The organism is Ercella succinigenes (genome assembly GCF_900002895.1).
This window is the reverse complement of record NZ_CDHP01000004.1, coordinates 14,536-40,700: the sequence shown is the minus strand read 5'-3', so window position 1 is coordinate 40,700 and position 26,165 is coordinate 14,536. Positions and strand designations below refer to the sequence as shown.

Genomic DNA, 26,165 nt, shown 5'->3' with positions numbered 1-26,165 from the left:
AAGGATTGTTTTTTTTACATATTTCGGAGGAAAACGCTTATGAAATCATACTTGATTCTAGAAGACGGTACAGTTTTTGCTGGTGAGCACTTTGGTGCCAAAAGAGAAGCTATTTGTGAAATTGTTTTTAACACTGGCCTGACCGGCTATCTTGAACTGCTTACGGATGCATCCTATGCAGGACAGGCCATCACAATGTCATCGCCTGTTATCGGTAACTACGGAGTTTTTGTAGAACATGGTGAAGCCGACCGGCCATGGGCTGAGGCTTTGATTGTACGGGATCTTACACATCTCATTCATGATCCCAGACAAGCTGAGGATCTCGATAATTACCTTACAAAAAATGATATCCCCGGTATTAAGGGTGTGGATACACGTGAACTGACTTTAAGATTACGTGAAAAAGGAACCATGAGTGGTATGATAACAGCCGGAGCTGATTATAATCTTGAAGATTGTATTTCAAGAATAAAATCATGGAAAAACATTCATCCTGTTGCTAAAGTCAGTCGTAAAACGGCGGCGGTTTTTCCTGCCGGAGCCATAGGCAGAGTATATAGAAACGAAGATATAAACGAAGAAATTGAACGCAAACTTCCTTCTCAGGCTATGACTGCTCTGGGATATGAAATAGACGAAACCATACCTAAAAAGTATAAAGTAGCGATGCTGGATTTTGGACTAAAACAGAATATTGTCTGGAATCTTACTAAAAGAGGTTGTGAAGTAACGGTATATCCTTGGAATACTTCGGTTGATACAATTCTGTCAGCTAAGCCGGATGGCATTATGTTGTCGAATGGTCCTGGCGATCCTATGGATTGTGCAGAAATAATTCCTGGTCTGCAAAAACTATATAATGCAGATGTTCCTGTTTTTGCCATTTGCCTGGGACATCAGTTGATGGCACTGGCAACAGGTGCTAAAACAACTAAACTTAAATATGGACATAGAGGGATCAATCATCCGGTACAGGATCTTGATAGCGGCAGAGTATATATAACATCTCAAAACCACGGGTATGTTGTTATTGATGACACTATAGACCAGTCTGTCGCACGGATCAGCCACAGACATTTGAATGACAATTCGGTTGAAGGTCTTAAGTATATAGGCAAACCGATTTGCACTGTTCAATATCATCCGGAGGGCGCTCCAGGTCCACTCGATTCTGATTATCTGTTTGATGAATTTATGCAGATGATGGAAGATCATCATGGCTGATAAAGGAAGTCTTTTTAAATCGAATATAGTTTTTGCGCAAAAATTAAAATCATATTGCGCAATAGCTCTTGCCAGAATACTTAAACTGGGGCTGCGTGTTTTTGGCAGGGCAGGAACCGCTTTGCCAGGTAAAGCGGCCTTAAAAATACAGCCTGAACTATTATCCTACCTTACAGCCAACCGTCAGGTGTATCTCGTGACGGGCACAAATGGTAAAACAACTACAGTAAGGGTTTTATGTACTTTGCTGGCAGAACAGGGATACCGCATAATAACTAACCCTTCGGGAGCGAATCTTGATTCAGGACTTACAACTACTCTGATTGATAATCTTAAAACCTTAAAGGTCAAAACCGAAATGCCGGTTGCTCTTGTTTTTGAAATTGATGAGGCATTTTTTGCCAAACTGGCTGGGCAGCTTAATCCGGCAGTATGTCTTGTGACCAACTTTTTCCGTGATCAGCTGGATCGCTACGGAGAACTTCAATACACCAGAGATCTGATTGCAAGAGGACTCGATCAGACCGCTGCTCAGATCGTGCTGTGTGCAGACGATTCTTTGTGTGCTTCCTTATCCAAAGGCAGGGAAGACCGCTGCCGGTTTTTTGGAATGAATAAGCTTGCCATGCACAATGAAACACCGGAGGGTGTTCTTGAATCTGGCTTTTGCACCTTTTGCGGTACCAGATATGAATACTCCGCGATGGCATATGGGCATTTAGGGATTTTTAGTTGTGCGGGTTGTGGTTTTACCAGACCGGAGCCTGAATTATCATTTGAAGTGTTAAATGATCCTGATTCAGGCCCTCAATCACAGCTTTTGAAATTAAGCTGGATCAATGATACAAATACTGTAGATTTAAAAACAAAGCTCTCTATTCCAGGAATTCATAATGCATACAATGCCACAGGAGCAATTCTGGCTGCAATGGTATCGGGTATAGATTTGACAGAACTGGCAAAAGCTTTACCCAAATCGGGAGCTGCTTTTGGCAGAATGGAACGTTTTGCAGTTGACAATAAAGATGTCTGCCTTATTTTGGTAAAAAATCCTGTAGGTATGGACAGAGCCCTTGATTATGTAAAGACTGCAGGAGATGCCGGATCTTTTATGGTGCTTCTGAATGCCAATGATCCTGATGGCAGAGATGTTTCCTGGATCTGGGATGTGAACTTTGAAGGGCGCATGCCTGAGGGCGAAATTGCAGTTTCCGGTATAAGGCGTGCCGATATGGCTCTTCGTCTTTTTTACGCCGGTAAGCATAAAGAGGACTTAATGGTAAATGAGAATGCAATGAATCTTTTTGATCAAAGTCTTGCTAAATGTCCTGACGGTAAATGCTTGTACATTTTGCCTAATTACACGGCTATGCTGGATTTAAGAGCTGAACTTGCAAAACGCTATGGACTGAAAGAATTCTGGCGCTAGACCGAGGAGTTAATAATGCATCTGAATATTTGTCATTTATACCCTGATTTATTAAATTTATATGGTGACAGAGGCAATCTGATTACTTTGAAAAAAAGGTGTGAGTGGAGAGGTATTGATGTTTCAATTCACCCCGTGAGCATTGGGCAGCAATTTGATCACTCTGAATATGATATTGTCTTTATGGGCGGAGGACAGGATCATGAGCAGAATCTGCTATTTGATGATTTGTTTGAGCATAAAGGCTCCGAGATACGTGCAGCAGTGGAAGCCGGAATGGTTTTCCTTTGTATCTGCGGAGGCTATCAGTTGATGGGACATTATTACGAAGAACAAGATGGCAGCAGAGTACAAGGCCTTGGCATAATAGATTTTTATACTAAAAGTGAAAACGGCAGAATTATAGGAAATCTGGTGGCTCAAAGCAGCTATTTGGCTGATCTTGGTCTGGATCCTGTTCTGATTGGTTTTGAAAATCATGCAGGGCGTACCTGGCTGGGCGAAAATGTCCAGCCTTTGGCAAGTGTCCTTAGCGGTGGCGGTAATAATGGTGTAGATAAAACCGAGGGTGTTATTTATAAAAACACTTTTGGCACCTATGCACATGGTAGTTTTTTGCCAAAAAATCCTGCCATGGCGGATAGACTGATTGAGCTGGCCTTGCATAAATATGGGCAGAGCTTGCAAAATATGCCTAAAATTGACGACGAATTAGCGGAAAATGCAAGAAGATATATACAAACTTGCAGCTAAGGGTTGACATCCTAGTCCAAACAACCTTAAAATGAATAGCAGATGACGTGAGCAAAGGCGTTCCACATTTACCTTGATTGTGGGCGCCTTTACTTGTTTTGAAAAATCCTAAGGGAGGGATATAAAATGCGAAACTATTCACGAGAAGACATCATTGAAATGGTTGAAAAGCAGGATGTAAGATTTATCAGACTGCAGTTTACAGACATCTTTGGCATTTTGAAAAATGTTGCCATAACACCAGGACAGTTAACAAAAGCACTGGACAATGAGTGCATGTTTGACGGATCGTCCATAGAGGGATTTGCCAGAATAGAAGAATCAGATATGTACCTAAGACCGGATCTTGATACTTTTGTGGTTTTTCCATGGAGGCCACAGCAAGGTAAGGTTGCCAGATTAATCTGCGATGTTTATACACCTGAAGGTAAACCTTTTGCCGGTGATCCAAGATATATATTGAAAAAAACTATTGCAGAAGCTAATGACATGGGCTTTGATTTTCAGGTTGGTCCTGAATGTGAATTTTTCCTATTCCATCAAGATGAAATAGGAAAAGCGACCAATGTTTCCCATGATCAGGGTGGGTATTTTGATATGGAGCCCATCGGTCAAGGTGAAGATGTACGTAGAGAAATTGTTTTTGCGCTTGAGGATATGGGTTTTGAAATTGAAGCATCACACCATGAGGTAGCACCTGGTCAGCATGAAATTGATTTTAGATTTGATGAGGCTTTGAAAACTGCCGATAATATTATGACTTTTAAATTAGCTGTAAAAGCGATATCAAAAAGATATGGCATGCATGCAACCTTTATGCCTAAACCTGTTTACGGTATTAATGGTTCAGGAATGCATACGAATATGTCTTTATCAAAAAATGGTGAGAATGTATTTTACGATCCTGCTTCTGAAGATGGACTTTCAGTTACCGCAAAACATTTTATTGCCGGCCTGATCGAACATGTCAGCGGTATTTGTGCAGTCACAAATCCTTTGATCAATTCTTATAAGAGATTGGTTCCAGGTTATGAAGCCCCTTGCTATATCGCATGGTCGGCTCAGAACCGCAGTCCTCTGATCAGAATACCTGCTGCCAGAGGCAATGGTACCAGAATTGAGTTAAGAAGTCCGGATCCGTCATGTAATCCTTATCTTGAATTGGCATTATGCCTTGCCGCAGGCCTTGATGGTATCAAGAGAGGCCTGATGCCTTGTGATTCTGTTGATCAGAATATCTATCAGATGACAGAGCAGGAAAGAAAAGATTGTAGTATAAAGCAGCTTCCATCTAACCTGTCTGAAGCAATAAATGCTATGATAGAAAATAAGCTGGTACATGAAGTTCTGGGAGAGCATGTCATGGATAGATACGTGACTGCCAAACGCAAAGAATGGGATGATTATAGAATATCCGTAAGCCAATGGGAACTTGATCATTATTTGCATTTGTTCTAATCATGTGAGAAGTAATTATTACTGAGTTTTCCAAGGAGCCAAAGGGGGGATATAGATGCGTCAACTCATAATAGCTTTTCCAGATCAGACATTGGCGCATAAGGTCAAAACTCTGCTCCAAAGCTGTGGACTGACTACTTCTGCTATATGTACTACAGCTGCTCAGGTTTTACAAAATGCCAATAGACTTCCAGGAGGGGGCGTTGTGCTTTGTCCCTGGAAATTACCGGATTTAACTGCCCAGGCTTTGATGGAGCTTTTACCAGATGATTACGATATGCTTGTTGTGGTTACATCACATCAGCATGGTATGCTGAGCAGCCCCGGCCTTTTCACTCTAGCGCAGCCATTCAAGACATCTTCTTTGGCTGATAGCGTTAAACAGCTGTTGGATACACGCCAGATTAAATATACAGCAGTTCTTGATCCTGACTCTATTTCAGGATCAAGTGAGCGCAAAAAATCTGAATCTGACAAGATGACTTCTCATCAGCGTAGTCAGGAAGAACAGAAAATAATCGAACAGGCAAAATATGTCTTGATGAATCGCCGACAGATGTCTGAAGCTCAAGCCCACAGGTTTTTGCAAAAAAAGAGCATGGAAAGTGGTGTCCGTCTGGTTGAGCTTGCAAGGCAGATTCTTGGTAACTAGTTTGCTTACAATTACATTAGCAAACAACTTTTTAAACTTAAGAATAGAAAAATGGCAAGGAGGCCAAACTATGCCAGAAGATATTCAAAAAAATAAAATCAAAATAAATTTCAGCAAAATGCATGGTATAGGCAATGACTATGTCTATGTGTGCACAATTCCTCAAGGTAAAACCAAATCCGAGCCCCAATGGTGTCATGACACTGAAACCGTTGCTGTAATTGCTCAGCAGATAAGTGACAGGCATTTTGGCGTTGGTTCTGACGGTTTAGTTTTGATTCGTCCTTCCGATAAGGCAGATGTTATGATGGATATGTATAACAGTGATGGATCAAGAGGGAAAATGTGCGGTAATGCTATAAGATGTGTAGCGAAATATGCTTATGAAAGAGGCCTTTGCGATAAAACCGTTATGCAAATAGAAACTCTTTCGGGGATAAAAACTGTGAATTTGAAGATAGAGACTGTTTTGTTAAGTGCAAATGATCAGACTACTTGCAGTAATTTTGTTTCTAAAGATTCAGACAGTGAGATGGCTCAAAATAAAAATACTCATAAAACAGTTGTTGATCAGGTGTCGGTAGATATGGGAGAACCTATTCTTATTTCTGAGCAGATTCCTGTAAACTGGCCTGATGTGAATATGATAGACCAGCCTGTAGATGTTAATGGAAAAACTTGGAATCTCACAGCAGTATCCATGGGTAATCCGCATGTAGTAACCTTTGTGGAAGACGTCGAAACACTCAAGCTGGATTCTATCGGATCATATTTTGAGAATCATAGCCTGTTTCCAGATAGAATAAACACAGAGTTTGTTAGAATCATTGACGAAAAAAATATGCGAATGAGAGTATGGGAAAGAGGATCAGGTGAGACAATGGCCTGTGGTACCGGTTCTTGTGCAAGTCTTGTAGCCGCTGTTCTAGCCGGTAAAAGTGACCGGTCGGCGACTGTGCATTTAAATGGCGGCAAATTGCATATTGAATGGAATGAGACAACAAATCACGTAATTATGACAGGTCCAGCAGCTTTTGCTTTTGAAGGCTGCTATGAAGCGGAGGTTTAAAATGTTAAAAATCAACGAAAATTATCTTAAATTGCCAGGCAGCTATCTTTTTTCTGAAATTGCAAAAAGAGTTAACCTTTATATAGAGAATAATCCTGAAAAGGAAATTATCAAGCTGGGTATAGGGGATGTAACCAAACCTTTAGCCCCAAGCGTCGTCCAAGCTTTACACAAAGCTGTTGAAGACGAGAGTAAAAGCGAGACTTTTCACGGTTATGGACCGGAAGCGGGCTATGAATTTCTAAGAGCAAAAATAGCTGAGGTTCATTATGCGCCTAGAGGCGTGAATATTCAAACCGATGAGATTTTTGTTGGTGACGGAGCCAAAAGTGATACAGGGAATATAGGTGATATATTTGCTGCTGACAGTACGGTTGCGGTATGTGATCCTGTATATCCTGTGTATGTGGATACAAATGCGATGGCAGGACGAGCAGGCGATTATATGCCGGACGGTTATTGGAATCGCCTGACATATCTTAAGTGTACAAGCGACAACAATTTTGTGCCACAGATTCCGGCGGCAGATCAGCCGGTACCAGATCTGATTTACCTTTGTTTTCCGAATAATCCTACCGGATCGGTAATAGATGCAGCGCAGCTAAAACAATGGGTCGATTATGCTCGCAGCAATGGTTCTGTAATTCTTTATGATGCAGCTTATGAAGCTTTTATAACCGAAGATCTGCCACATAGTATTTTTGAAATAGAAGGTGCCAGGGAATGTGCAATTGAATTTTGCAGTTTTTCAAAGCTGGCCGGTTTTACAGGGATAAGATTAGGTTATACTGTAATTCCTAAAGAACTGAAAATAGACGGAACATCTATTAATTCACTTTGGTCACGCCGGCAGTCGACCAAATTCAATGGTGCATCTTATCTGACACAAAGAGCAGGTGAGGCTGTATTCAGTGTTGCAGGGCAAAAGGAAATCAAAGAAACTATTGCTTATTATCAGAAGAATGCAGCAACTATTATGCAAGGACTGGATAAACTGGGCTGGGAATTATACGGCGGTGTTAATGCCCCTTATATCTGGTTAAAGACACCGGACAACATGAGCTCATGGGATTTCTTTGATTTTCTGCTGGAAAAAGCAGGAGTAGTCGGAACTCCTGGAAGTGGTTTTGGCCCTTGCGGAGAAGGTTACTTCCGTCTTACTGCTTTTGGTTCTGCAGAAAAAACAGCAGAGGCTATTGCGCGTATTACATCAATTTATCAATAAAATGCATGAAATTTAGAAAGTCTGAACTTGCAAATTTGGTTTGACAGTGCAAATATCAGCGTTATATAATATTTGGGGAGAGGCGTCCCGTGCTCTTTACAGGGACGTCTTTTCTCTTTTTAACAACAGAATGATCGGGGTGTTCAGCCTTGATTCTTTCAGATTCCGAAGGAGGATTTAAAATGATCAGAGCTATTGTAGGTGCTAACTGGGGCGATGAAGGTAAGGGAAAGGTAACTGATATGCTGGCTGCACAAGCAGATGTAGTAATCAGATTCCAAGGTGGCGCAAACGCCGGACATACCATCATCAACCATTATGGCAAATTTGCTCTTCATCTTTTGCCTTCAGGTTCTTTTAGCGAAAAGGCAGTTAATATTATCGGTAACGGTGTTGCATTAAATATACCGGCACTGATGAAGGAATTGAAGCATGTCACAGAAAGTGGTGTGCCCGCACCAAGACTGATGATATCAGACCGTGCACAGATTGTAATGCCTTATCATATTATGTTCGATCAGTTCGAAGAAGAAAGATTAAGCGATCGCCAGTTTGGTTCTACCAAGTCAGGAATCGCTCCTTTTTATTCAGATAAATATGCCAAAATCGGTTTTCAGGTCAGTGAATTATACGATGACCAATATCTCAAAGAGAAAATCGAAAGTGTGCTCGTAACCAAAAATGTTCTTATGGAGCATTTGTATAAAAAACCTGCACTTTCGGTAGATGAAATATATGATCAGCTGATAGAGTGGCGTGAAATGATAAAGCCCTACGTTGCAGACACTGTAACTTTCCTGCATGATGCACTGGCACAAAATAAAACAATTCTTCTGGAAGGTCAGCTCGGATCACTGAAAGACCCTGATTTTGGTATCTATCCTTTCACCACCTCATCTTCAACGCTTGCAGGTTATGGCGCTGTGGGTGCAGGACTTCCTCCTTATGAAATTAAAGATATAATAACAGTAACAAAGGCATATTCCAGTGCTGTAGGCGCAGGTGCTTTTGTTAGTGAGATTTTTGGCGATCAGGCAGATGAGTTAAGAAGACTTGGCGGTGATGCCGGAGAATTTGGCGCAACCACAGGCCGCCCCAGACGTATGGGCTGGTTTGACTGCGTAGCAACTCGTTATGGCTGCAAAGTACAAGGGGCAACTCAGGTAGTATTAACAGCTATAGATGTACTAAGCTATCTTGATGAGATTCCTGTATGTGTAGGTTATGAAATAGATGGCGAAGTCAGCAAGGATTTCCCGGCAACAACTTTACTGAATAAGGCAAAACCGGTACTTAAAGTGCTTAAAGGATGGAAAAGTGATGTCAGAGGCATCACAGAATTTGAAAAATTACCGGCAGAAGCACAGGAATATGTTCTTTTCATAGAAAAAGAACTCGGAGTACCAGTAAAAATGGTATCAAATGGACCAAGAAGAGATGAAATCATACATAGATAATCAATGTTGATTCAAGGAGGAAGACAATATTGGAACATGAATCAATTCTGGTACTGGACTTTGGCGGACAGTACAATCAGCTCATAGCAAGAAGGGTAAGAGAACATAATGTTTTCTGCCAGGTTTTACCATACAATACATCAATAGAAAAAATACGTGCCGGAAATTACAAAGGCATTATTTTTACCGGTGGCCCAAGTAGCGTATCAGCGGAGAACGCACCTCGCTGCAGCAATGAAATATATGAAATGGGACTGCCGATATTAGGTATTTGTTATGGCGCTCAGCTGATGTCCGTTATGCTTGAAGGTACCGTCATGCGCCCTGACAAGCGCGAATACGGCAAAACCGATATTTGTATTAACTCCGAAAGCAAGCTTTTTGAAGGCATCAGCAGTGAAACAACATGCTGGATGAGCCACACTGATCACATTGAAAAAATGCCGGAAGGCTTTTCTCGTATTGCCTGGACTGACACATGTCCTATTGCAGCTATGGAGAATTCGGACAGCAGTTTTTATGCTGTTCAGTTTCATCCGGAAGTAATGCATACTCCAGAAGGAAGTAAAATGCTGCGCAATTTTCTCTACAAGATATGCAAAGTCAGCGGGGACTGGAAAATGTCAACTTTCGTTGAAGACTCGATCAAAAAATTGAAAGAGCAGATAGGTGACAGAAAAGTACTGTGTGCATTATCTGGCGGTGTTGATTCATCTGTAGCTGCTGTTATGATTCACAAAGCAGTAGGTAAGCAACTTACCTGCATTTTTGTAGATCATGGACTGCTGCGCAAAAATGAAGGCGACACAGTTGAACGTGTTTTCAAAAAAGAATTTGATATGAATCTGATCCGTGTAAATGCCCAGAAACGCTTCCTTGACAGACTGGAAGGTGTTACAGATTCTGAACAAAAAAGAAAAATAATCGGTGAAGAATTTATCCGTGTTTTTGAGGCAGAAGCACAAAAAATCGGAAAAGTTGATTACCTTGTGCAAGGAACAATATATCCAGACGTAATCGAAAGCGGAGCCGGTGATGCAGCGGTAATTAAAAGCCACCATAATGTAGGCGGTTTGCCGGACGATGTTGATTTCAAAGGCATCATAGAGCCGCTACGTGATCTGTTTAAAGATGAAGTCAGAAAAGCCGGATTGGAACTGGGAATACCTTCTGATCTGGTCTGGAGACAGCCGTTCCCGGGTCCCGGACTTGCTATCCGAATCATAGGTGATATCACAGAAGAGAAACTTGCAATCCTGCGTGAAGCTGATGCAATTTTCCGCGAAGAGATTGTAAATGCCGGGCTAAACAAAGATATTCATCAATATTTTGCTGTTCTCACCGGTATCAGGTCTGTTGGTGTCATGGGTGATGAAAGAACATATGATTATACGATTGCCCTGCGTGGAGTAACCACCACCGACTTCATGACTGCTGACTGGGCCAGAATCCCGCATGATGTGCTGGATTTGATCTCCAGAAGGCTTGTAAATGAGGTTAGAAATGTTAATCGCATTGTCTATGATATTACGAGCAAACCACCGGCGACGATTGAGTGGGAATGATGTCCGCTAGTTAAATTAGCTCCCGGGTCCTCGTCGCTACGCTCCTTATGAATAAATGCAACGACTTCAAAAAGTCGGTAAAAACGCAGAAAGAAATCTTCCACTTTATTAATATTATTAAATGCTAATCACTCTAGACTCGCAATGACTAAGCTTCCGCAGGCGAAACCGAGGACCGGCGAAGGAATTCGAGTCTAGATTATATTGGAAGGTCGCAAATTTAATAGCGGAACATCTGCAAGTGGGCGGTGATACTAGGGTGTCATTATCACGGCAGATTGAAATGCAACGAAAACGTAATCGTTGCATTTTTCGTTGCAATTTACAACGAAAAGGGAAGGTTAGTTAGGCAATGATTCTTTCCATCATTTGTTTACAATATCATGTGCTTTTACGATAATTACATTCTCGAGTTCAGCTTTTCGTTTCAGATCTTCAGAGAAGTCTGTCTTTGAGAAAAGTATATATTTTATGGTTCTGCCTCGACGGATCAAATCGCCCCGTTCTTTTAGCAAGGCGAGGGTACTGCTGTCCATGATTTCGTTGCGCCATTTGCATTCGCCAACTAAGATATCGCTGTCATTAACGGCTACGATATCGATCTCTTCTGCTCTTCTTCTTGCTGGATTGCTGCCCCACCATTGTCCATAGTGGAGATATATAGGCTTGATATTTCCTTTTTGAATTTCTTTCTGGGTATACTGCAAGCAAATGGACTCGAAGATTTGTCCGAAATAAGTATCAAGTTCTGGTAATACTACTTCTTTCCAGGCGATATCTCCCATGTTCATACTAATCAGGGAAAGAGATTTTGGCATGAAACGATGCCAAAATCGATATAAATTGTCAGCAATGGAGTAGATTACTTTTTTGCGATTATTTTCCTCAACTGGTTGTTTCTTTTCAATAATACCCAAATCCAGAAGTGCTCTTAAATAAGACGTAATATCCTTTGTTTCTTTGCCAACGGTATTCGCAATTTCATTTTGTTTCGTTTTCCCTCTTGCTATAGCGTCAATAATGCTGTTATAAATACTTGGCTCACGCATTTCCTGTTGCATTAAATTTGTTGGTTCTTCAGCCAAGTGCCCGCTAAGCGATAGTAGTTCTGCTTTTACTGCTGAAGGAAAATCTCTATGAGAAGAAAAGTATTCCAGATATTGGGGGATTCCCCCACAAACACCATAGCCGTAAAGTTTATCCTGCCATTGCCAATGGTCAAAAAAATCGATACTTTCCCAATATGGCAATGGTTGTATTTTCATCTGTGCTGTACGTCTTCCGTATAATGGACTCTGGTAACCAAGCACTTGATTTTCCATAAAGCTCATTGATGAGCCGCAAAGGATTAGAAACAACTCAGTATTTTTCCATTCGTGATCGATTACCTTTTGTAAAACGGAAGATACCGAAGGATCAGACTGAGCAATGTAGGGGTATTCATCAATAACCAAAATGATTCGTTGCTTACTTGTTTTTGGCGCAATATAGCTGAATGCATCCTGCCAGCTTTGGAATTTGCGAATGAATTCTGATCCTTCAGAGGGCAATTGCTTCAATATATCTCGAGAAAACGATTCTAATTGCATATCTCTGGTTTGTTGAATACCTACATGAAAAATTGTCTTCTTATCCTTACAAAATTCTTGAATCAAGCGGGTTTTTCCTACACGACGTCTGCCATATAGAACAAACATCTGAAAACCGGATGTATGGTATTTTTTCTCTAGTTCATCAAGCTCTCTTTGTCGACCGATAAACATAACAAACCTCTTTATCGCTTTATATTTCGTCGAATTATCATGCGATAATTATATTATCTTTCAGACAACAAGTCAATTATGTCGAATTACGATTCGTCGAATCGTATTGCGGTAAAAATGGAGTCGATACAATTGAACCACTCTGTACAATTTAGCTATTCAGTTCAATTATTCAGGGTATGCATTGGGAGGAACCAGATGGAGAACGGTTGAAATTTCCACTTGGTTCCTCTGAAAGTTTTTGGTTTATTTATTCAAAATATCACTTGCAAACTGAACAAGTTCTTCTTCATTAAGAGTTGATGTTCGTAATTCGAACAAATCACCATCCACAGAGAAAACAGAGACATAAAAGCCATCATCCTGATGTTAGGAATAATTGTTATAGTTGTTAAAATCCGTTGTTCCTTCGGGGCAGATACCGTAACTATGAATATCAGCATTTTCGCTGTTGGGAATATTTGCGATAATACTGTTGTCCAGTATGACCTCTCGCAATTCATTTTGGATGAGATCACAGTGATCGAGTCAAAATACCAGTACCTGACTGCAAATACGTATCGTTAACGCTCTCTTTGGCATCGAAACGGCTTGTGATCATTCGTTTTATACGTATTCGAGGCAGGGGAGTAATGGCCAGAAAAACGTGCTATTTGCGTGCTGATTTTTTCCCGAGACTTAAAAATAATGGAAAATATGAGACAAAAACGACCTTTTTTGACGCGTTATAACAATTACCCAACAAAATAAGTTAGAAACTGTGATTTTGTTATCGTTTTAGGTAGCGGGGAAAAATTGTTGATATGATAAAATAAACATTGGATTGCAGGAGGATTATGCTATGCAATGGAATGTCTATTCTGACGGTCGTTGTGAAGTTAAGCAAAACACAGCCCAGCGAGATAAAAAGGGGAATAGCATCATCACTTTCCCTGATGAATTTGTCATGGTCGATATCGAAACAACTGGCTGTGATGCTCGCTATAACGAAATTATTGAAATATCGGCAATCAGGGTAAAAGAGGATCAAGTGATCGATAGATTTTCTATGCTCATTCGCCCTTGGAATGATATTGCTCCGTTTATTACAAATCTTACCGGCATTACAAACCAAATGGTAAAAGACGCACCTCGAGTTGACGAGGTCATGAAGTATTTTCTTAGATTTATCAGGCCGGAAGATATTCTGCTCGGATATAATGTAAACTTCGACATTAACTTCCTATATGATAATGCGTTATCTGAAGCTGGTTATTATCTGAGCAATGATTTTGTTGACGTCTTGAGAATTGCCAGAAAATTGATTAAGAATACTGAGAACCATAAGTTGAAAACGATCGCTGCTTATTATGGTGTGTCGTATAAAGGAGCTCATCGAGGAGAGCAGGATTGTATAATCTGCCTTGAGTGTTACAGACAGTTAAGGGCGGAACTTGATAAGAAATCAATATCTGAAGCAGACTTCATAAATAGCTTCAGCAGACGACCAAGCAAAAGCTATTTTGCCAATCAGGCAAGATCAAAAGATGTTTTTACTGACAAAACAGAATTCGATAAAAATCATCCTTTATTTAGCAAGGTTTGTGTTTTCACAGGCGCGCTGGAGAAAATGAGTCGCAAAGATGCCATGCAAATGATTGTTGATCTTGGAGGTATCTGTGGAGATCAAGTGACGAGAAAAACCAATTATTTAGTCCTTGGTAATCTTGATTATGTTAAGAGAATTAAAGACGGCAAGAGTTCAAAAATGAAAAAAGCCGAGAGTTACCTCTTGGCAGGTCAGGACATTGAAATAATTTCCGAAAATGTTTTCTATGAGCTGATTAGTGGGGGATAGTATTGATTAAAATCTCCTTCGTCGACGCTGTCACGTAAGTTATTGGCGATACTCCAGATCATTCTGTAAAGTTATCGCGTTATTGAATTGATTCAAGTTATTAGCATTATTTTATTTTTGATAATCGGATGATTATTTGTTTCTAGAATATGTTTAGTGTATTATTTTATCAAGTAATCGTTATAGAATTATTCAGGTGAATGAATGTGGAAGTCTATCACATAGGCAAAATTACTGAGCAGCAAGCGAATGGTTGTACAGTCCCCTTAAAGGCAATGACAGATGACGGAAGATCTGTTTTTTTAAAGACCTATAACAACTGTGAAGGTAATCGAGTATTATTCAATGAGTGGGTTTCATATAATTTGGCAAGACTTTTTGATTTGCCTATACCTGAAGCTTTCTGGGGTATTATTGATGATAGTACAGTCCTGCAGGTTCCGCTTGATGATAAGTGTAAAGGGATTTGTTTTTGTTCAACAGTTGTGACTCCAGCAGCAAGATTATTGCCAAATATTATTAATAGAATCGAGAATATCAATACTTTTGGATCTGTATTACTTTTTGATCATTGGATATATAACGCTGACAGAAATCCCGGAAACATTTTATATAATTACAGGGACAAAAAAATGTATATCATTGATCATTCTCATGTTTTTTCTGATACAGCAGATTGGTCTGAGAACGACCTTGAATTGATAAATAAAGACTCAATTTCATCTGACAGTACAATCATGCGTGAGAATTCAGAAGTTTATAGTATGTTTTTTAGTACTAAATCTAGAGATCGTTATGGAATAAAAATGCTAGCCCAAGAAAAGTTTCCTCTGTTTAAAAGGGAGTTGATTCATGATATTATACATGACACACCTGAAAGTATTCTTCCACCGCAAAGCATGTGTAATGCATTAGAAGAGTTTTTGATTAGCAGATCGTTACGCTTTGAAGAGATATGTAATGTTATAATGAATTATCGGAATGGTAGGTGAGGTTATGAATTTTATAGAGTATTCAGTGCTTACATATAGTCCATCTATTATTAGTGGCGAGAAAATTAATGTGGGTATTCTCTTCAATTTGCCTGAAATGGATAAATGTTTGTTTGAGCACACAAATAACTGGCGAAGAGTCACTTCTTTCGATGATGAACTAGATATAGATTTTTTCAAGCTTTATATGAAGGGAATTAAGGAGCAGGTAGAGCCGGGATTATTTAGCCAAACAAACTGGAGAGATTTTATCAGAGATTTTACTAACGAGTTTAGCTTTTCTTCGGTAACTAGAATTGAAACAACTGATTCTGTAGAAGCATTAATAGAGCAAACCAAAAGAATGTACTTGCGTTTTGATTATTCAAAGAATAAAAGACCATCAATACAGGATCAAAAGCTGTTCATTAAGAAAATTTTGAAAGCAAAAGATATTTCGTTCACTGATGAATCAGTATATGGAATTTACAGCGAAACTGTTAATTATGATCTTGTGTTTACTCAAAACATAAAATCATACGGAATTAAAAATTTTAGTTTTGAGAATAAAGATATGAGCAAAATTATTTATTATGTTAGAGCATGGGCTCACATAGCAGATGAGATGAAAGACAATATGAAGACCATCATTATTGTTGATTCTGAAAATGTAGCAGATAAGAATGTATCAGCGGCAATTAATATCCTAAAGAATAGTAATGCTAAAGTGTTATCAGTTACAGAGTCAACAGATTATTTCAATTCATTTGAAAAAAGCAGTGCATTAGCTATGTAGAATAGGTTTGTTCATAGTGTATTCAAGTTGATTTGATAACCCTAAACAAAATCGGATAACAAGAGTAAACATTGGTTTTTAGTGAGCGGATTTTTTATAATTATTTTGATTAATATTTATCTACAAGGTCAAAGGGCACTATGAGCGTAATAGCGTTCAAGGTCTTTTGACTTTTTTCGTAGGTTTTGACGCCTTTGATCGAACCGTGATGCGATCTCCTCAATCAGCTTTGAAGCGTGTCAATCGACATGTTTTTGAAGAAAGGCATGATCTTGGTGTCAATCAGGAAAACCTTGACGGCATAATTAGTTGGCTTGGGTCTAATGTAATCTTGCTTCATCGTGATGTTTTTTCTGATGTCATCATCGCTTGTTATCTCCTTTTTCTATATTTGGGTTTCAAGGTGCGGTGTGAGAAATAAAACCTCCCCATACCATGACATTTTTTTGGTGATATTAGAGTGAGTTGAGTAAATATGATAAAATTAATGGTAGTTTGATATTTAATGGGCATAAAAGGGGGGCAATCAGTTTTGAATAATGATCGAGAACTGTCAGAACTCCTGGATAGAATTTCTAAAAGTGATAGTGTAGCACTATGTGAATTTGAGAAAAATTATTCCCGAATAATCTTTGTAATAGCTTATTCAATTTGTAAAAACAAAGAAGATGCAGAAGATATTAGTCAAAACGTCTTATTAAAACTATTTCAGTTGCCGGAAGATAAATTTCCTAGCACTGGCCATAAAACATGGCTGTATATTAAACATCGTGAAATTGCATCACTTCTAAACAAACCAACTGGAACGATAAGATGGTTATATTCAAAAGCACTATACTCAGTAAAAATTACACTTGGATCAGTATTTGTTTTTTGGATCTCCCTTGCGACTACATTATTTAGGTCAGGGAAATCAAGAAGTTCAGATGGAATACAACTGTTCAACAATTTCGACTTCTGGCTTGGTCTTATAATGGTATTGTCATTATGTTTGGCATTGCTGTTTGGCATGTCAGCTTTCCTGAGTCGTTGCAATTCCAACAAAACTTAAACTTTAATGTGTCTAATTAGTAAGATCTATCTAGCCGAGCTAATTATTGTTTTAGCAGCTCGGTGTTGTTTCGTATTTACCAATTGAGAAATGTGGAGGGTTCAATGAAAAAGTTAAATGCTCAGAAAAAATTGATAGTTGCTGCTGGATTTGTATTGCTAACAGCTTTGTTGGCTTTTATCTGGGTAAGTATCAAAACCATGCCGGTTTATGGATCTTGGTGGAATCAAGAAGACATTATACTAGAAGTCGAGTACTTTGATTACAAAGGCATAAGGCATAGTTATGAAATTGATGATAGTGAACAGATTGAACAGATTGGTGAAACTTTTGAACAAGTGAAAAAATCAAAGCGTGTTCTAAGATTGCCCGATGCTCGGACAGGAAGTATAAGTTTTCAAATTATGCTCAAAGGTTCGTCTCAAGAAGTTATCTATAGTTTGAATGGTGAGTATTTGGCTGTAGCAGATAATTCAAACATAAAGTACTATACCATTTACAAATTGAGTCCTAAAACGCATGAAGACATAATTAAAGCTTTGCAGGAATCTGAATAGAATAGTCGTGAGCGTCAAACCAACGATGTATGGACTAAAATAAAAAACAACTTTTATTGAATTGTATAACGAGATTGATATCAAGTTCATAGGTATAATAAGTGTTCAGTATCTGCAGATTTGATAGTTTTGTAGTTTTTGCAGTATCTAAATTGTCTGTGTATAGTTTTACAACAGCTTGTCATTGCGTTAATATATTTATATGAGCATTGTCAGTCAATTGTTTGATGGCAAGTTTTTAGGATTTTAATTTGTCAGTATAAATAAAGTGCTCCTGAAGGTGAAGTATGAAGAAAAGCATTAAAATGTTGGAAAAGGATAATTCAAAATATTCTGATCAACTAAATTCAAAACCATTTCTCTTGCTATTCGCCATTACTGTTTCAGTATCACTGCTGATTGAAATTATGACATATTTGCGCATAAGTTTTTTCTCATGGCTCACCCCGCGCTTGTGGCTTGTCAGCGCTTTCGTTATTGGCTGCATGATTATTTATCGCGGGATATATAGGCTAATCCTTGATATCAAAAACAAAAACATTCTGCCGTTGTTCGTGGCTTGTGCCGGTGTCTTATTGTTATTGTGGCCGATTATTGACAATTCTCGTAGTGTTTTGGGTCAAGATGCGACACAGCAGATGGCGGCGGGACTGGCAGCTTACGGCAAGGCTGATATGAACTATACCGGTCAGGCTTTTCTGGGTTATCCAGCCAGACAGTATCTGCTGAGCGCCTGGCCTGCGTTGATTCTCGGACGAACATATATGGCGCTAAAAATAGGTTTTGCCTGGCCGTTCTGGCTGGGTCTGATCATATTTGCTGATGGTCTAAGAAAATGGACAGAGCATAAAAACCTGGCAAAAGGTGAGTCCTTGGTAATGTTCTGCTTGACTGCGGTGATAGCTTTTCCCTATGTTACTGAGTACTATCTCTATTTCGAACACACTCTTTATCCTTTATGTTTCACTTTGCAGCTGATTGGCTGGCTGTTTCATTTCTACAGTAAACCTACTCTGTTTACCGCTTTCGCTATTGTCTGGACCGGCATCATGTTGATATATTGCTACACCACCGCTCTGGCAGTAGTCTGTCTTTTAATTCTTCTACTCCTATGTGTCGGCCTGATGAGTTGCGATAGAGGATTTTTCAAGTCCTTTCATCTGATTTCAGCCAGTGTGATCACACTCAATCTTGTATTTTCAATAATTTTCGGTAGAGGTGACCGAGCATCGGTTTTACGCAGCAATGAAATAGCTGAACTGGCTAAAGCAGCCGCAGACGGACTGAAAATTGCTTTGCTGCATCAGCCTGCCGTCTATGCTTCGTTTTTACTTCCATTTGTTTGGCTGTATCTGATTGCAGGACTTGGTTTCCGGCTTGGTAAGCTGCATTTTGTGATATCAGGCTGGACAATAGCCGTATTCATGCTATCGCAAATGTTGCAGGGATATGCCGTATACCCAGCACCCATATCTTTCTCTCGCACTCTGATAACAGTTCCTGTTCTTGTAACTGGCTGGTTACTTGCACTGACAGGATACGGAGACGAGCCAGGGTTGATAAAGCGTTACAGAAATCGCTTCTGGCAGGCAAGCAACACAAGTATAAAGTCAAAATTAATCGGGAAGATTTCTCCTATATCCTCAATAATAATAATAGCGATCGTCGCAAATTTACTAACAGGTTTCGTTCATATCGCGAAGCCAAAGGTGCAAGGCGACGCTGGCAAATATATTGCTTCGGGTTATCTGCGTCCGGTGAATCTCCTGATGCTCGATCTGACCGAGCAGCTTGCGGCTGCCGGAATTACACAAGATAGCGAATTCAATTTTGTGCTCTATACGGAAAATGTCTGGCTGAAAAATCCATCCGACTATACCGAATATTTCTACCCTAAAGCCAACATTTACATATGTGAGAATGGCAATGAATTGCCTGCAGATATGAATATTGAGCTTCAAACTGTAGTTTATGCAGTCGAAGGTTTAATACCGAATTCGCTCGCAGATCGCACCGAACAAATAGAAAATGATATTTTGGAAATTGATGACAGGACGAAGATGGCATTACAGAGACTGATATACTGATATTTAGTTGGCCGCAAAAATCTGTCACAAAATGGTCATCCCGATCGTTATAGTATATAGAGGCATAAATTTATAAACGAATTTGAGGAGGAATCCCTATGACTAAAAAACAGTTTTCTCTTATATCTCCTTTTATTTTGCGGCTATCAGAGCTTGTCGTATTCATAATACTGATATTGATTTTAGAGCAAGTCAAAGTTTTTTTCCATAAATTATTTATCTACGATTATAAATTAATCCCATTAGTAAGTTTCGTTAGTATATACCCTCTTTTGTTTGGTTTTTTAATCAGATTACCTGATCTTATAAAACGTTGGAAAACCCAAAACAAATTTGATTGGGCTCGTTTCTTGATTATTGTTCTTCCTGGAATCATTATTATTACTCAAACGATTATCTCCGTTATCTTTGGACCCCGGTTTTCATTTGAATTTATGTTTGATTCCGATAGTGTTGTCAGACCTTTGATAGGCATATGGGCTGGTGCTCAACTGGCAGATAGCATAAAAGGGAGAACGCAGAATAATAATTGCCATGAGGTGCAATGTGATACATGATATTAGATTTTATGTGTCCGATAATAAGACTTATATTAATTAATGTATGAATAGATAAAGATGAAAATATTTATGTAAATTATCTGTAATTGTTATCTTAGTTATTAGTTGACATTTTTTTTTTTTTTGATAAATTTAAAGTATCGAAACGAAACCGGTTTGTTGTTTGTCGATAAATTAAACTGCTTGCTTTTTGCGCAATGAGTGAGTGTTTCTAGAAAAAGAGTATGTGGTTTAAAATCAAAGCAAATTAGAATTTTGAATTTAATACATACGATAGAAGATAAGGAGGTCATAGTTCAATGAGAGCCTATTTCCGAGGCGATGCTTTTCTCTTGTTTTATGCTATTTGTTAATATATTCGTTTCGAAAAAAGGATAAATGATAGAACAGAACTTTTAATGCTGTTTATACTTATTGTAAAGAAAGGAATAAATGATAAACATGAAAGAAAACATGAAAAAGTTTAACCCGAAAAAAGTTGCCATTGCTTTTATTATTATAATTGCATTTGCTATCTTAGTGGCACCTGTAAGTGCTGCTGTTAAAGGAAATCTTACATTTACGCATGGAGCCAATAACTCTTCGAAAAATACTTATGCAAAAATTAATTCAACTGCTACAGAAAATAGTATGCAATTTATAGGTCTTATTAGCTACGAAACAGGCTACAATGCTGGAAATGTTTTAGCTTATGAATCAACAAAAAAAACCAATACAAAGTCCCATCAACAAACTCTTTATCCCGGATCTGTAAGAGGGAAATCATATTTTTATTATTTTGTTGATAATATTTGCCAGCATCAATCAACGGCTTGGTGGAATTTCAACTTCAGATAGTAATTTGGTGATATGCCAAAAACCATACATAAGACTCTTTTGGGAGGTTTCCCAGGAAATTAATTGCTGGGAACCTTCCTGCTTTTTCAAAATAATAAACGGGAGAGATTATATGGGTACTGTATTGCAAGCTTCAAATATCAACAAGAATTTCTGCTCGGGTAACGTCAAGGTAGAAGCGTTGAAACCTGCTAGTCTTAACATATCGTGCGGAACTATTAATGTCATTATAGGACGCAGTGGATCCGGGAAAAGTACTTTGCTCAAAGTACTTGGAGGTTTGATGAAACCAGATGATGGGCAAGTGTTTGTCGAAGGTGATTCAATCTATTCTTTAAGTGAATCTAAAAGAGCACGCTTGCGTAGCAGGAAAATAGGGTTCGTCTTTCAAGAATATAACCTGATCAATGAACTGTCAGTTATCAATAATATTCGACTGCCTTTTGATATTAATAATATGCCATATGAATATCAAACAGAAGAAGAGATAATTGACATGCTTGGTATTAAAAATCGTTTAAAATTTTATCCTGATCAGCTCTCTGGTGGAGAACGCCAACGTACGGCGATTGCGAGAGCCTTGATTATGAAACCTTCACTTATCATGGCAGATGAACCAACGGGCAATCTTGATTCGGAGTCTGCTAAAAATGTCATGAGTTTTGTTGAGTCTTCAAATCGACATATGAATCAAACTTATGTCATTGTTACACATGATGTTGAATGGTTAAAAATTGCTAACAATACATATATTATGAGCGATGGCACTTTGCAACAGAAAAGTGATGGTTGATATATGAAAAGAATTCTAAATTTAATAAGGATAGCTTTTAAGAGTCTTTTATCAAAAAATCGCGGGAATATATTATTTGTTATTTGTGTTTTCCTTCTGCTGCTGATTCCTACCATCCAATTTAACATTACACAATCAGTTATGAATCAAGTCGAGGTTTCACATAAAAGAGTATTTGGTATTTTTACAGATATTTATTATGATAATACAGAATTAGACAATATGGATCTAAGTTTTTCAGACAGTGATTTTTCTAAATTGCTTCCAGGATTTAATTATGACTCTTTTGGTGTATTTTCTATCGTTTATCAACAAAAAATAGATGAGGCGAAAACTTTGCGACTTGGATTTGCTGATGAAGTTGCTTTGGAACTTGCTGATGTAATATTACTTGAAGGATATTATCCTGAAAATTCTAATGAAATAGCGCTGACAGAAAGTATTGTTGATGCTTTAGGTCGGACAGGACTTGGTGATAAGATTGAAATTGCAGATTCCGAGTACACGATATCTGGAATTCTATTGGATTTTGGGCATTTATGGCCACAAAGTGAAGAACAAAAAGATAAAAATATAGGCTCGCTTAATGCACTTATAACCGAACAAGAAGCGAATCGTGTCTATAATTTAACTTCCCAGATTTCTAGACAAATTTTGATTGTTAGGCAGTTAGGGGTTTCAAGTCCGACAGAAAATGATCATAACCTGCTAAGAAATACAAATAATTCATTAGAAAACAGCAGTAGTTTTAAAGTCCCTAATGAATTTGCAATCCTAATGATAATAGCCTTGCTGGTTTGCGTGTTTATGATTTTTATTCTGAATAGAAACCGTCTATCCAACCGCATTTGTAGCTATCATAATTTAGGATTATGCAAAATAGATATCATTTTTGTAATTCGATTTGAGTTGATCTTTCTGGGTTTGATCGGGTCAATACTAGGTATTGCTTTTGGGTGTTTGATATCACTGATTTTAATAAATGCATTGCCAGTACATTTTGAAAATACAATTTCCTTGTATATAAACTGGAATATAATAGTTATTTTATTTTTATCGGTAATTATAGGCATGACCTTATTGATATTCTTTTACAGTCGTTTGGTTGTTAAAACCTCTCTTGAGGAAAATGCAGACTGCATTGACAGATGTAAGCAAAAAAATCAAAAAAACAGTTTGTTCCGATTTGTAATCAGACAAAATAGATACAGTTTGCTTGCTTTTTTTATTCTGGTTGTAATATCGTTTTCTATGTTTTCCCTAGGAATATTTTATAGTAGGTATTTTTGTTCTGATATTTATGAACAACCAACAGGAATGTTGTCAAAAGATTATGATTTTTTGTTCTCGGCAAAAACTTTGCCTTTGATACCGTTAGATGGTAGTGACATGCCTTTCTATTTTACAGATACTTACGAAAAAATGGGGGCTGATTCTGATTTTGTAGACCAGTTAATTTTGTTGCCACAAGTGGAGCAGGTCAAGGCATATAAAGAAATTAATAAATTGAACGTTCTTTTAACAGAAGAGCAAATAGATGATTACATAGATGCACAAGATTTTGCTCTAGATAAAAATTACTCAGAAATTATTCAAACAGGAATTACTGATATGGATTTTGTTCGAGAGAAATTTGGCTATTCAATGAAAGAAATTTTGGTTGGGGCTGAGATACTGACATATCCAGATGAGATACTTAAAAGTTTAGAAAGATCTGTAGTAGAGGGAGAGATTGATCTTGAAAAAATTGCCTCAGGAGAAGAAATCGTATTGCGAGTGCCAGCTTATAGAATTAAATCTCTTGATGATCAAACGGTTATGAAAATTTATGAGCCTTTTGGACAGGACGATGTTTATAATAGCAATACATTTCATGTGGGTGATGAAATACATTTGTCAGGCATATTGAGTGATCAGGATATCGATGGTGCTGTGGTCAAGAGCCAAGCTGATTTATTTTACAGAAAGGATGTCACCGTAAAGGTAGGTGCTATAATCCGAGAAGTAGATGGTACTTTCAGTTCGTCTGGTTCATTTGGCAAAGCTTTTTCGATTTTAACTGTGGATAGCGCTCTTGAAATTTATGATCTTGAGGCAAAGTATAGTAACATCAGTGTTTATTCAAACCCAGGATATACGACGGAAGAAATTAGTCAGGCGATTAGCAATTTGTCTAATCAGGTTCCCAATATGATTATGAATGATTTTCAAAAAGAAGTACGGACATATAAAATATATAAACTTATGGTAGACATTTATGTTTTAAGTTTTATAATCGTTCTTGCTATAGCAACTCTTATTATCATGACAAGCCAGTTGCTTGCTAAAACACATCTCAACAAAAAAAACGATGCTCTATTGAGGATAAATGGTTTGAGTATTTGGAGGCTTATCAATTTTTGGCTGATACAGATTAGCTGCGTTGTTTTGATTGGTTGTTCGATAGGTATTCTTGTCTCTTTGCTTTTGTTTTGGAGTTTTGGTTCATATTCTTATGGTGAAACACTCACTCAAATTAATTACTATTTCTCTCTAAAATATTTTCTGTATGTATTTATAGGGATTGCCGTTATTACGGCTATATCTCTAGTTCCAAGCTTTGCTAATCTCTTAAAAAACAAAGATGATGTTTTAAATGATATCAACTGATTTTTTGAATGCGCAGATGAATCAAGAGTTTATGTTTCTGCTTGGTATAAGAAATATTTTCTTGCGAACTAATTTAGTATTCCTGCACAGGTAATTTGAGAGCTTTATTAGGGAAGTTTCGATTACAGCAGACACAGATTTGAGGATTTGTAGTATTTTTGACTATTGCTTAAGTGGAATACAATCTTATTAACAAATTGTATATTTCGACTTTTTTAGGGTCAATTTATTGTCTTGTAGAAGTGTGATAAGATATACTTAATCATGATTAAGATTAACTTTACATATCAAGGTAGCACGGGTGTATAATCGGTCAACTGATTGGTGACGATGAGTGCATTTTATAGGCAGTCTGAAATATTCATCGTAGAAATTAGATTAAAAATAAATAACAGGAGGAGCCATGCTTAATATCGGTGTTATCGGAATTGGTGGTATGGGAAATGTGCATATCAATAACATCGGGCGGATTGATTTTGCAAAGATTACCGCGCTTTGTGATATTTCGCTACAGGCACAGCAAAAAGCTAAAGAGATTGGGGCGGCTCTTTTTACAGATATAGATCAAATGATGTTAGAAAACAATTTGGATGCCGTTTGTGTTTGCACTCCTACTTATATGCATTATGATCATATCAAAAAAGTGATTTCTCGAGGGGTTAACGTAATTGCTGAAAAGCCACTCTGTTTAAGCTTTAAGCAAACAAAAGAGCTGTTTGATTTAGCCAAAGAGAAAAAAGTTAATATATACGTAGCTCATGTTATAAGATTTTGGAATGAATACGTATTGCTGCGTGACATAATACGCGATGAAAGATACGGCAAGGTTCTGGACGCTGATTTTATAAGGCTTTCTGCTTGTCCTAAATGGGTCAAAGGCGGGTGGCTTTTCGATAAAGATAAAAGTGGACATATTCCTTTCGATCTTCATATTCACGATCTTGATTTTATTATATCGGTTTTTGGCGAACCAGAAAAATATGCATTCACAACATCAGGAAACAAAAGCAAGGAATATCAAGAACAATATCGGTTCACATACACATATAGTGACAAAACTGTCGTAGCACAGGCGTCTTGGTACAATGCAGATATTCCGTTTAAGGCTGGTTACAGGGTGTATTTTGAGAACGCTGTTGTGGAATATGATGGTCGCATAATGATGGCATATTCGTTTGATTTCGAGCCCGTACAGTTAAACGCTACTGAAAAAGTGGAAATTGAAACCGGAATTAACGTGCCAGCTACTGACGCTTATTATAATGAGTTGCTGCACTTCCTGAGATGTGTCGAAAATAACAGTCCGTCGGAAATCATTTTGCAGGAGGAAGTGATGAGCGTAATCAAAATACTCGAGGATATCAACGGAACAAATTGATACTAACCTAACTATGTAGAATGAAAAAATGATAGATTCCTAAATGAACAA

The 26,165-nt window shown here is 38.1% G+C and carries 21 protein-coding genes; 20 read left to right on the top strand and 1 reads right to left on the bottom strand.

Annotated features, from left to right (window positions below; genetic code table 11):
- Window positions 1–39 precede the first annotated feature (39 nt).
- From AC0KSB_RS01585 to guaA, 9 genes are all read left to right on the top strand, one after another.
- Window positions 40–1,227, top strand: coding sequence for a carbamoyl phosphate synthase small subunit (locus tag AC0KSB_RS01585; RefSeq protein ID WP_472306047.1), 1,188 nt, complete (start codon window positions 40–42; stop codon window positions 1,225–1,227).
- Window positions 1,220–2,656 carry a MurT ligase domain-containing protein gene (locus tag AC0KSB_RS01580; RefSeq protein ID WP_472306045.1) on the top strand — a complete coding sequence of 479 codons (1,437 nt, stop codon included), beginning with the start codon at window positions 1,220–1,222 and terminating at the stop codon, window positions 2,654–2,656. Before AC0KSB_RS01585 ends, AC0KSB_RS01580 begins: the two co-directional genes overlap by 8 nt.
- A 15-nt stretch (window positions 2,657–2,671) precedes the next feature.
- Entirely contained in the window at window positions 2,672–3,409 is a 738-nt protein-coding gene (locus tag AC0KSB_RS01575; RefSeq protein ID WP_472306043.1) for a type 1 glutamine amidotransferase, read from the top strand.
- Between the two features lie 126 nt (window positions 3,410–3,535).
- Window positions 3,536–4,867: a type I glutamate--ammonia ligase gene (gene glnA, locus AC0KSB_RS01570; RefSeq protein WP_472306041.1), complete on the top strand. Its 1,332-nt coding sequence runs from the start codon at window positions 3,536–3,538 to the stop codon at window positions 4,865–4,867.
- A gap of 55 nt (window positions 4,868–4,922) precedes the next feature.
- A complete protein-coding gene (locus AC0KSB_RS01565) occupies window positions 4,923–5,519 on the top strand; it encodes an ANTAR domain-containing response regulator (RefSeq protein WP_472306040.1) in 597 nt (198 codons plus the stop codon).
- Between the two features lie 103 nt (window positions 5,520–5,622).
- Window positions 5,623–6,588 carry a diaminopimelate epimerase gene (dapF, locus tag AC0KSB_RS01560; protein ID WP_472306114.1) on the top strand — a complete coding sequence of 322 codons (966 nt, stop codon included), beginning with the start codon at window positions 5,623–5,625 and terminating at the stop codon, window positions 6,586–6,588.
- A gap of 1 nt (window position 6,589) precedes the next feature.
- Window positions 6,590–7,813 carry an LL-diaminopimelate aminotransferase gene (locus AC0KSB_RS01555; protein ID WP_472306038.1) on the top strand — a complete coding sequence of 408 codons (1,224 nt, stop codon included), beginning with the start codon at window positions 6,590–6,592 and terminating at the stop codon, window positions 7,811–7,813.
- Window positions 7,814–7,995: 182 nt separating this feature from the next.
- Window positions 7,996–9,270 (top strand): adenylosuccinate synthase, encoded by a 1,275-nt coding sequence (locus AC0KSB_RS01550; RefSeq protein WP_472306036.1) that lies wholly within the window; start codon window positions 7,996–7,998, stop codon window positions 9,268–9,270.
- A gap of 29 nt (window positions 9,271–9,299) precedes the next feature.
- On the top strand, window positions 9,300–10,835 hold the full coding sequence (gene guaA, locus AC0KSB_RS01545; protein ID WP_472306034.1) for a glutamine-hydrolyzing GMP synthase: 1,536 nt from the start codon (window positions 9,300–9,302) through the stop codon (window positions 10,833–10,835).
- Between the two features lie 365 nt (window positions 10,836–11,200).
- Here guaA and AC0KSB_RS01540 read toward each other — a convergent pair whose 3' ends face one another.
- Complete coding sequence (locus tag AC0KSB_RS01540; RefSeq protein ID WP_472306032.1) at window positions 11,201–12,598, bottom strand: ATP-binding protein; 1,398 nt, start codon at window positions 12,596–12,598, stop codon at window positions 11,201–11,203.
- 841 nt (window positions 12,599–13,439) lie between these two features.
- Between AC0KSB_RS01540 and AC0KSB_RS01535 the strand changes: the two genes are divergently transcribed.
- The 11 genes from AC0KSB_RS01535 (at window position 13,440) to AC0KSB_RS01485 (ending at window position 26,114) form a co-directional block, all read left to right on the top strand.
- Window positions 13,440–14,435, top strand: coding sequence for an exonuclease domain-containing protein (locus AC0KSB_RS01535; RefSeq protein WP_472306030.1), 996 nt, complete (start codon window positions 13,440–13,442; stop codon window positions 14,433–14,435).
- A 206-nt stretch (window positions 14,436–14,641) separates the two neighbouring features.
- Window positions 14,642–15,427 carry a HipA family kinase gene (locus tag AC0KSB_RS01530; RefSeq protein WP_472306028.1) on the top strand — a complete coding sequence of 262 codons (786 nt, stop codon included), beginning with the start codon at window positions 14,642–14,644 and terminating at the stop codon, window positions 15,425–15,427.
- 4 nt (window positions 15,428–15,431) lie between these two features.
- A complete protein-coding gene (locus AC0KSB_RS01525; RefSeq protein WP_472306026.1) occupies window positions 15,432–16,202 on the top strand; it encodes a DUF3037 domain-containing protein in 771 nt (256 codons plus the stop codon).
- A gap of 532 nt (window positions 16,203–16,734) precedes the next feature.
- Window positions 16,735–17,253 carry an RNA polymerase sigma factor gene (locus AC0KSB_RS01520; protein WP_472306024.1) on the top strand — a complete coding sequence of 173 codons (519 nt, stop codon included), beginning with the start codon at window positions 16,735–16,737 and terminating at the stop codon, window positions 17,251–17,253.
- A gap of 104 nt (window positions 17,254–17,357) precedes the next feature.
- The gene (locus AC0KSB_RS01515) at window positions 17,358–17,810 is read left to right on the top strand and encodes a hypothetical protein (RefSeq protein ID WP_472306022.1); all 453 of its coding nucleotides are present in this window, start codon (window positions 17,358–17,360) and stop codon (window positions 17,808–17,810) included.
- A 287-nt stretch (window positions 17,811–18,097) separates the two neighbouring features.
- Window positions 18,098–19,897, top strand: coding sequence for a hypothetical protein (locus AC0KSB_RS01510; RefSeq protein ID WP_472306020.1), 1,800 nt, complete (start codon window positions 18,098–18,100; stop codon window positions 19,895–19,897).
- A gap of 98 nt (window positions 19,898–19,995) precedes the next feature.
- On the top strand, window positions 19,996–20,454 hold the full coding sequence (locus AC0KSB_RS01505) for a hypothetical protein (protein ID WP_472306018.1): 459 nt from the start codon (window positions 19,996–19,998) through the stop codon (window positions 20,452–20,454).
- Window positions 20,455–20,889: 435 nt separating this feature from the next.
- Entirely contained in the window at window positions 20,890–21,294 is a 405-nt protein-coding gene (locus tag AC0KSB_RS01500) for a hypothetical protein (protein ID WP_472306016.1), read from the top strand.
- A gap of 112 nt (window positions 21,295–21,406) precedes the next feature.
- Entirely contained in the window at window positions 21,407–22,087 is a 681-nt protein-coding gene (locus tag AC0KSB_RS01495) for an ABC transporter ATP-binding protein (protein ID WP_472306014.1), read from the top strand.
- Window positions 22,088–22,090: 3 nt separating this feature from the next.
- The gene (locus tag AC0KSB_RS01490) at window positions 22,091–24,736 is read left to right on the top strand and encodes an FtsX-like permease family protein (RefSeq protein WP_472306012.1); all 2,646 of its coding nucleotides are present in this window, start codon (window positions 22,091–22,093) and stop codon (window positions 24,734–24,736) included.
- Between the two features lie 403 nt (window positions 24,737–25,139).
- A complete protein-coding gene (locus AC0KSB_RS01485; RefSeq protein ID WP_472306010.1) occupies window positions 25,140–26,114 on the top strand; it encodes a Gfo/Idh/MocA family protein in 975 nt (324 codons plus the stop codon).
- Window positions 26,115–26,165: the final 51 nt, after the last annotated feature.